Consider the following 2,281-nt stretch of genomic DNA (forward strand, 5'->3'; position numbering starts at 1 on the left):
CCCCGCGCCGCCCGCCACTCCCTTGACGTCAAGGGAGCCAAAGAGCGCGAGACGTACGGAAACCTCTTTCCTGAGGGCCGCGGAACGGCCTTCAGGAAACGGGTTTTCTCCCGTTTTAACCGGCCGCCGACTGGCGGCGGGAAAACAGATCAGGGGCTGCCGCCGAGGCGGCCCGGAATGCAAGGCGAGCCGCGGCGAGGTTCGCCCCGAGAATCGAGCTAAGGAGCGACGATGGCCCAGACCCAGACTTTCAATGGCCGCAGACGCGTACGCAAGTTCTTCGGAAAGATCCCGGAAGTTGCGGAGATGCCGAACCTGATCGAGGTTCAGAAGGCATCCTACGACCAGTTCCTGATGGTGGACGAGCCCAAGGGCGGCCGTCCCGATGAGGGACTGCAGGCCGTTTTCAAGTCGGTCTTCCCGATCTCCGATTTTTCCGGCTCCTCGATGCTGGAGTTCGTGAAGTACGAGTTCGAAGGACCGAAATTCGACGTTGACGAATGCCGTCAGCGCGACCTGACCTATGCCGCGCCGCTGAAGGTGACGCTGCGCCTCATCGTGTTCGATATCGACGAGGATACCGGCGCGAAGTCGATCAAGGACATCAAGGAGCAGGACGTCTACATGGGCGACATGCCGCTCATGACGTCCAACGGCACCTTCATCGTCAACGGCACCGAGCGCGTCATCGTCTCGCAGATGCACCGCTCGCCGGGCGTCTTCTTCGACCATGACAAGGGCAAGTCGCACTCGTCGGGCAAGCTCCTGTTTGCCGCGCGCGTCATTCCCTATCGCGGCTCGTGGCTCGACATCGAGTTCGACTCCAAGGACGTCGTGCACGCCCGCATCGACCGCCGCCGCAAGATCCCGGTGACGTCGCTGCTGATGGCGCTCGGCATGGACGGCGAGGAGATCCTGTCGACCTTCTACAACAAGATCACCTACAAGCGCGCCGGCGACCACTGGCGCATTCCCTTCAACGTCGAGCGCTTCCGCGGCCTCAAGGCCGTCGGCGACCTCGTCGATGCCGACACCGGCGAGATCGTCATCGAGGCCGGCAAGAAGATCACCGCGCGCCAGGCCCGCCAGCTCGGCGAAAAGGGCCTGAAGGCGATCAAGGCGACTGACGAGGATCTGCTCGGCAACTACCTCGCCGAGGACATCGTCAACTACGCCACCGGCGAGATATTCCTCGAGGCCGGCGACGAGATCGACGACAAGACGCTGAAGGTGCTGCTCGGCACCGGCGAGCAGGAAATCCAGATCCTCGACATCGACCACGTCAATGTCGGCGCCTACATCCGCAACACTCTCGCCGTCGACAAGAACGAGAGCCGGCAGGACGCGCTGTTCGACATCTACCGCGTCATGCGCCCGGGCGAGCCGCCGACGCTCGAGACCGCCGAAGCCATGTTCAACTCGCTGTTCTTCGACAGCGAACGCTATGACCTGTCGGCCGTCGGCCGCGTCAAGATGAACATGCGCCTCGAGCTCAAGGCCGAGGATACGGTGCGTGTGCTGCGCAAGGAAGACATCCTGGCCGTGGTCAAGACACTGGTGGAACTGCGCGACGGCAAGGGCGAGATCGACGACATCGACAATCTCGGCAACCGCCGCGTGCGCTCGGTCGGCGAGCTGATGGAAAACCAGTACCGCGTCGGCCTGCTGCGCATGGAGCGCGCGATCAAGGAACGCATGTCCTCGATCGAGATCGACACGGTGATGCCGCAGGACCTGATCAACGCCAAGCCGGCGGCCGCCGCCGTGCGCGAGTTCTTCGGTTCCTCGCAGCTGTCGCAGTTCATGGACCAGACCAACCCGCTGTCGGAGATCACCCACAAGCGCCGCCTTTCGGCGCTTGGACCGGGCGGTCTGACGCGCGAGCGCGCCGGCTTCGAGGTGCGCGACGTGCATCCGACGCATTACGGCCGCATCTGCCCGATCGAGACGCCGGAAGGCCCGAATATCGGTCTGATCAACTCGCTGGCGACCTTCGCGCGCGTCAACAAGTACGGCTTCATCGAGAGCCCGTACCGCAAGATCGTCAACGGCAAGCTGACCAACGAGGTCGTCTACCTGTCGGCGATGGAAGAAGCCAAGCACCATGTCGCGCAGGCCAACGCCGAGCTCGACAAGAATGGCGGCTTCGTTGACGAATTCGTCATCTGCCGCAACGCCGGCGAAGTGATGATGGCGCCGCGCGAGAACGTCGATCTGATGGACGTGTCGCCGAAGCAGATGGTTTCGGTGGCGGCGGCGCTCATCCCGTTCCTCGAGAACG

At 63.3% G+C, this 2,281-nt stretch carries 1 protein-coding gene; it reads left to right on the forward strand.

Features of this window, described 5'->3' with window-relative positions; genetic code table 11:
• Positions 1-231: 231 nt before the first annotated feature.
• Positions 232-2,281 (forward strand): DNA-directed RNA polymerase subunit beta (gene rpoB, locus EOA33_RS32780; protein ID WP_127407510.1); only part of this gene is annotated, 2,050 nt, incomplete at its 3' end.

The organism is Mesorhizobium sp. M4A.F.Ca.ET.050.02.1.1 (genome assembly GCF_003997725.1).
Classification (GTDB): Bacteria; Pseudomonadota; Alphaproteobacteria; order Rhizobiales; family Rhizobiaceae; genus Mesorhizobium.